Source organism: Sphingobium agri (assembly GCF_023051225.1).
Lineage (GTDB): Bacteria > Pseudomonadota > Alphaproteobacteria > Sphingomonadales > Sphingomonadaceae > Sphingobium > Sphingobium agri.
The window spans coordinates 60,360-67,046 of the sequence record NZ_JALKHS010000006.1; the positions used below are offsets into that span (position 1 = coordinate 60,360).

The 6,687-nt window shown below is 60.3% G+C and carries 4 protein-coding genes; all 4 read left to right on the top strand.

Annotated features, from left to right (window positions below):
- Positions 1-4: 4 nt before the first annotated feature.
- Positions 5-1,693 (top strand): TolC family protein, encoded by a 1,689-nt coding sequence (locus MU848_RS03625; protein ID WP_247230256.1) that lies wholly within the window; start codon positions 5-7, stop codon positions 1,691-1,693.
- Entirely contained in the window at positions 1,690-3,873 is a 2,184-nt protein-coding gene (locus tag MU848_RS03630) for a type I secretion system permease/ATPase (RefSeq protein ID WP_247230257.1), read from the top strand. The genes MU848_RS03625 and MU848_RS03630 overlap by 4 nt, the downstream gene beginning before the upstream one ends.
- On the top strand, positions 3,870-5,264 hold the full coding sequence (locus MU848_RS03635) for an HlyD family type I secretion periplasmic adaptor subunit (RefSeq protein WP_247230258.1): 1,395 nt from the start codon (positions 3,870-3,872) through the stop codon (positions 5,262-5,264). The genes MU848_RS03630 and MU848_RS03635 overlap by 4 nt, the downstream gene beginning before the upstream one ends.
- Positions 5,265-5,654: 390 nt before the next feature.
- A complete protein-coding gene (locus tag MU848_RS03640) occupies positions 5,655-6,635 on the top strand; it encodes an SEL1-like repeat protein (protein WP_247230259.1) in 981 nt (326 codons plus the stop codon).
- The last annotated feature ends 52 nt before the right edge of the window (positions 6,636-6,687 follow it).

Consider the following 6,687-nt stretch of genomic DNA (forward strand, 5'->3'; position numbering starts at 1 on the left):
GCTGATGATGTGCCTGCTTCCTCTGACGCTCGCCTCTTTCGCGCGGGCCGGCTCGGCGCCTGACCGCGCTGGGGTGGCGGCGGTTTCAGCTCGCGCCGAGGGCCTCCACAACGCCTACACCGATCCGGTTGTCCCCTTCGACGCGCCAGAAGAGCCGATGCAGCCGGACGATGATCTGGCCCACGCGATCGCCGACGCCTATGGAGGCAATCCGGTGCTGGGTCAGCGGCGCTACGCGCTCAGGGCCACCGATGATGCCCTGGGAATTGCTCTGTCTCAGGGACGCCCCAGCGCTGAAATCCAGGTGAGCGCAGGTTATCAGTTCACAGATCCGGGTCGTACGACGGACTCTGGTCGTTCCCTCGCGGACAGGCTCAATTCTCCCTTCATCGAGCGCAATGATCTGGGTGGGCAGCTTATTGTCGACCAGCCGGTCAGCACGGGCGGGCGGGCTAGCGCCGGTATCGCCGCAGCTCGAGCAGATATCCTTGCTGGCCGCGAAGCGCTCCGTGGTGCCGAGGGCGACCTGCTGGTGCGGGTGATCACGGCCTATGCAGATGTTCGCCGCACGCAGCGGACGCTCCGCATCAGGGAGCAGACAGTTTCCGTACTGGCCGCCACACTCGATGAGGTGATCGCACGCAGGGACGCCGGCCAGCTTACCCGAACGGACATTGCGCAGGCCCAGACCCAGTTCGAAGCGGCGCGTGCACAGCTCAATGCGGCCGAAGCCGAATATCAACAGAGCCGGGCAGCGTTCACTGCCCTTGTGGGCCGCGCTCCCGGGAGGCTTGCACCCGAACCAGCCTTACCTCTGTTGCCGGCCAGCATCGACGAGGCGTTCGACACTGCCGAGCTGTTCAATCCCGACATGGCTTCAGCAATTGCGGCGGAGCGCGCGTCGCGCGCCCGCATTGCAGAAGCCCGCGCCGACAAGAACCCGACTCTGTCCATACGAGGCACAACTGAGGTGGCGGGGCGGCTCTCTCCCATTGAACGCCACGATCAGGACCTGTCCTTCACTGCTCGTGCGACATTGCGCATCCCGTTGAGCTCAGGCGGCCGGGTGTCAAGCCAGATCGCCCAGGCGCTCGACCGCAACAGCGCTGACCGCCTGGGCATCGAGGGTGCGCGGCGCGAGATGGTTCAGAGCATCATCTTGGCCTGGAACCAGATCGTCACGGCCAGGCGCAATGTCGCGGTGCAGGAGGCGCAGCTGAAAGCCGCCCGGGTCTTTTACGAGGGTTCATTCCAGGAATATCGGGAGGGCCTTCGCTCCACCTTCGATGTGCTCTACGCGCAAAATGGTCTGCGCGAGACCGAGATTGCCCTCCTCATCACCAGGCGCGACCAGTTTGTTGCCGAAGCCAGTCTTCTGCGCCAACTGGGGCAGCTGGAGGCGGGCAAGATGCTTACCGGTACGGCGCTCCACGATCCGACCCCCCATCTGCGTGAGGTCCAGCGCAAGGGAGCGCTGCCCTGGGATGCTGCCATTCGTGCAGTAGATAAAATTTCCATGCCGGGCATGTCACAGCAACAGATCATCTTACCTGCCCGCGCCGGCGCGGCGCCTGCCATGTCGCCGAAAAGCCAGGACGGCCCTTCCGACGAACTCATCACGCAGGACCCCACCGCGCCGATGCCGGGCACCTCTGGCGTCCCCCTTTCGCCTCTTTCTGTGAACCATCCATGATCGAAGCCGACCTTGCCGCCCCACTCACCAATATGGGAGGCGACCGCGATGACAGCGGCCTCATAGCCTATGCGACGATACTCGCAATGCACCGGATCGCTGTGGATCCCAGTCAGCTCCGGCATGGTCTTGGTCACAGTCGGGCGGTCGATGCCGATGACCTGAAGCGGCTCGCCAAACGGCAGGATGATGTTCGCGCCCGCGCACTGCGCACTGACTGGGACAGACTTCAGAATACACCGCTGCCCGCCCTCGCCAATGGTCCTGACGGCTGGTTCATCATCGCCCGTGTGGCAGGCGACGAGGCGCTCATCCAGCCGCCGCGGCGCAGCCTCGATGGTGTTCAGGCGCAGGTGCAGAAGGTCACCCGCGAAGCTCTGCAGGCTATGTGGTCAGGAGAGATCGTGCTCATCACTACACGCGAAAGCGTTGGCAGTATTAGCCGCGCGTTCGACGTCAGCTGGTTCATTCCCCAGATTGTCAAATATCGTCGTCTTATCGGCGAGGTATTATTGGTCACGCTCGGCATCAACCTGCTGGGCCTTGCCTCCCCGCTCTTCTTCCAGAATGTGATTGACAAGGTTCTGGTCCACAACACGCTCGACACGTTGACCATTCTCGTCATCGGTTTTGGGGTGGTTTCTATATGGGAGACGCTGTTCGGTTGGCTGCGCACCCGGCTTTATTCCGAGACAAGCCAGAAAATCGACGTTGAACTTGGCGCCAAGCTTTTCCGCCACCTGCTCAACCTGCCCATGGCCTATTTTGAGGCGCGACGGGTGGGTGACATTGCAATGCGTGTCCGACAGCTCGAAACCATCCGCGAATTCCTGACCAACGCTTCTCTCACGGTGCTGGTTGATCCCCTTTTCACGATCGTGTTCCTCGTCGTCATGTGGTTTTACAGCTGGAAGCTGTTTCTGATCGCGGTGCTCGCCATCCCGGCGTACTTTGCGGTGGCCGTCTTCGTGACCCGGCCGTTGCGCGCGCGCATAGAGGAGAAATTTGAGCGCGGCGCTGCCAACAATGCACTACTGGTCGAAAGCATCGGCGGCATTCAGACTGTCAAGGCGGGCGCCGTCGAGCCACAATGGCAGGACCGCTGGGAAAGGCAGCTCGCGGGGTACAGTTTCGCCAGCCAGAAGGTCATCAATCTCGGCAATACCGGCAGCCAGCTCATCCAGCTGATCTCGAAGATCAACATGGTCCTGATCCTCTACTTCGGCGCACGGGCCGTAATCGACAAGGATCTCACGGTAGGCGGGCTGGTAGCGTTCAACATGTTTGCCCAGCGCGTCTCGGGTCCGGTCATCCGCATGGCGCAGCTCTGGCAGGACTTCCAGCAGGTTCGGATCGCCATCGAAAGACTGGGCGATGTGCTCAATCAGCCCGCCGAACCTGGAGCGGCCAGCCGCGTCGCGTTGCCTGCGGTGAAGGGAGAGGTTGCGTTCGAAGCCGTCAAATTCCGTTATGGACTTGAGGGGCCATGGACGCTGGACGATGTCGACCTGCGCATCGAGGCAGGCGCGACGCTTGGCATCGTAGGGTCGTCGGGGTCGGGTAAATCTACCCTCACGAAGCTTCTCCAGCGCATGTATGTGCCTGCCAGCGGGCGTGTGCTGATCGATGGCGTCGATATCGCCCAGATCGATCCAGCCTGGCTTCGGCGCCAGATCGGTGTCGTGCTGCAGGAAAACCTGCTGTTCAATCGATCCATCCGCGAAAATATCGCGCTGTCCAATCCGGCGATGCCGCTCGAACAGGTGATGGCGGCCGCCACCCTGGCGGGAGCTCATGAGTTCATCGTCAGGCTGCCGCAGGGCTATGACACTCCGGTGGAGGAGCGTGGCACCAACCTCTCGGGTGGCCAGCGCCAGCGCCTCGCCATCGCCCGTGCACTGGTAACGCAGCCGCGCATCCTCATCCTCGACGAGGCGACCAGCGCGCTCGATGCGGAAAGTGAGGAAATAATCCAGGCGAACCTCAAAGCCATGGCGCGAGGCCGCACCGTGCTGATCATCGCACACAGGCTCTCCGCCATCCGTCAATGCGACAGCATCATTACGCTGGAGGCGGGGCGGATCGTAGAGCGCGGAAGCCATGAGGAACTGCTCAGGACCAATGGCCGCTACGCGGATCTCCATCGCCGCCAGGCCGGCGTATCGGAGGGCAGGTCATGAACGCCTGGACGCACAACTGGCAGGTTCTCAAAGCCTCATGGAAGGCGGATAATGCTCGCCGCAAGATGCTGATCCCGTCAAGTGAAACCGATTTCCTGCCCGCTGCGCTGGAGGTGATAGAGCGTCCCGTTTCTCCCACGGCGCGGGCCGCTGCCTGGCTGTTGCTTGTCGGTTTAGCGATCACGATTCTGTGGACGGTCTTCGGCCGCGTCGATGTCGTGGCCTCAGCGTCCGGTAAGCTGATGCCGACCGGCAACGTGAAACTGGTTCAGGCGGCTGGCCCGGGAGTGGTGCGCGCCATTTATGTGCATGACGGCGATATGGTCCGCAAAGGTCAGCCTCTTGTCGACCTAGATCCCACGCTCTCGGGCGCGGATCTGGCTCAGGCGTCCAAGGCGCTGGCTGCTGCAGAACTCGACATCGCGCGCAACCGGGCAATAGCGGATGCCTTGTCGGGCAAGGGAATGCACTTTGTTCCACCGCCAGGAACCCCGCCTTTGATCGCCGACACGCAACGGCGCCTCATCGCGGCGCAGCTTGCCCAACTCGATGCCAGCGTATCCAGCCTCAACGCCGCGCGAGCCTCGGCCATGTCCGACGCCAGGTCGGCGCAGGCACAGGTCGCCAAGCTCCATGATACCGTTCCGATACTGGACCGTGAAATCGAGAATATGAACAGGCTCGATGCAAAAGGCTATGCACCGGGACTGCGCCTTCTGGAACTTCAACGGCAGCGGCGGCAGGAAGCTGGAGAGCGCGATGTTGCGGTAACCCAGATTTCCCGCGGCTATTCCGAAGCGCAGAAACTGGCACAGCAGGCGGCACAGGTTCGGGAGGAAGCCCGGCGCACTGCGCTTTCGGATCTCGCGAAAGCCGAAGCCGAAGCCATCCTTCGCCGCGAAGAGGTAACGAAGGCCAGCCAGAAAAACCGGTTTGAACGTCTTGCCGCGTCAGTAGATGGCACGATCCAGCAACTTGATGTCCACACAATCGGGGGCGTGGTGGAAGCAGCCAAGCCGCTGATGATCCTGGTTCCAAGCAGCGGCGGCCTGGAGGTCGAAGCCCGTATTCTCAACAAGGATGTGGGTTTCGTCCATGTTGGACAGGAAGCTGCTGTCAAGCTCGAGGCTTTTCCGTTTACGAGATATGGTACTGTCCCTGGGCGCGTGCGCTCGATCAGTCGCGACGCAGTGCAAGATAAGGAACTTGGTCTGGTCTACGTCGCGACAATTACGCTTTCGCGTGCGTATATCAATGCTGATGGGCGCCGTGTGGCCCTGTCTCCCGGCTTGGCTGCCACGGCTGATATTCGCACCGGAACACGATCGATCATCAGTTACCTGCTGTCTCCCTTGCAGACGAGTATTGCACAGGCAGGGCGGGAGAGATGAAGGGCCGCCCTGAGAACCCGCATGATACGGGGAAAGCTCATCGCGGGGGCTACGGAACCCAGAAGCTACGTCATCAATTTGGATGGGGCAGCTCTCCAAACAGCAGGTTTTGTGCCTAAGACCGTGGCCAACAAACTCAGGGTCATGCCGCTAACCAAATTCATAATGAATGTAGTTAAGATGAGAATGACTGGATCTGGCTAATTGCGAAGTAGCATATCCTATCTTGACGCTACGACTATAAAGTGATCTCTTTGTGTTACAATATTCTGGGGGTGGATGGTGAGGGGCGGCCACAGACAGGGCGGTCTGGCGCATTTTACTTGGCGCCTACGCGTATATTCGATTGCGCCTATTCTGCTGCTATCTGCATGTGCGGGGCACAGCTACATGGGTATCTCATTTGCCCCAGGGCGTGCGCCTCTTGATCTGCAGGGACTCGCGAAGCGCGCCCAGTCAGGCGAAAAGCAGGCGCAGCTCGATCTGGGTGTCCGCTTTGAGGAAGGGCAAGGTGTTGTCCGCGACCTTGAGCGAGCCGCTAAGCTATACAGTGCGGCGGGCTCCTCCGGCGGCGGATCGCGAATGGTATATGTCCCTGTCTCCGGAAAGCGGGCGCGCGCCATGACCATGCCGCTAAGCAGCGGCATGCGTGCGGGCGGCCTTCCGGAGGCTGGTAAACGATTGGAGATGCTGACAGCCAAAATGGCGAGGCTAGCGCCAAGTAGCGCCGACGTTGCAGAACAAGGTATCGCTTATAACCCGGCATCCACCTCATCATCGAGCGGGTCTCATCGCTATGCTAACGAGATTGGAATACCACTAGCGCTCTCTGATTTGGAAAACTTTGATTCAGCGTTCGCCGAATGCCAATCTCGCGGCATTAAGGCGCGGGAGGATGTTTTAGATATCGAGGATGCAGAGGGGCGTACAGGTCGTGGCGTATACGCCATGCGAAAATGTGTCGCTTCGTTGCTGGTCCAAACCTCGCAGCGTTCTTTCTGGAAGAAATCAGCGTGCAATTTTAGGCTCATTCAGTCGGCCTCCCCCGAGCTGATGAAAGGGCCTGTGATCAGCGTTGATTCTGCGGTTTCGCGGTATGGTCATGATTTCATGTGCAGCATTGGCAAAGATCCAGGGCATATTCAAAGCAAGACTGGTCTTAATTCCAACAGAATGTTGGTGTCCGACGTTATGAAGTTGTCGCGATATGGGGTCGATATTGGCGGTCATCCTATCGATCAATTTTTAAACACCTTGTGCAGAGCCAGCATTGTTGCTCCCAGCCCGGGCGGATCTAACGTGGACGCACTAGAAGAGAGAATTTGCGTCGCATGGCGGCCAACATCAGCGGCGATCAGAGGTAGGAGATAATAATAATGAGCGGACGTACACTAAATCCCGCCTCGCAGTCGCCCTCTCGAGT

What these genes read in the sequence shown, in the direction of transcription:
- MU848_RS03625 (WP_247230256.1), top strand. Translation starts at nt 5, where the DNA reads ATGATGTGCCTGCTTCCTCTGACGCTCGCCTCTTTCGCGCGGGCCGGC.
- MU848_RS03630 (WP_247230257.1), top strand. Translation starts at nt 1,690, where the DNA reads ATGATCGAAGCCGACCTTGCCGCCCCACTCACCAATATGGGAGGCGAC.
- MU848_RS03635 (WP_247230258.1), top strand. Translation starts at nt 3,870, where the DNA reads ATGAACGCCTGGACGCACAACTGGCAGGTTCTCAAAGCCTCATGGAAG.
- MU848_RS03640 (WP_247230259.1), top strand. Translation starts at nt 5,655, where the DNA reads ATGGGTATCTCATTTGCCCCAGGGCGTGCGCCTCTTGATCTGCAGGGA.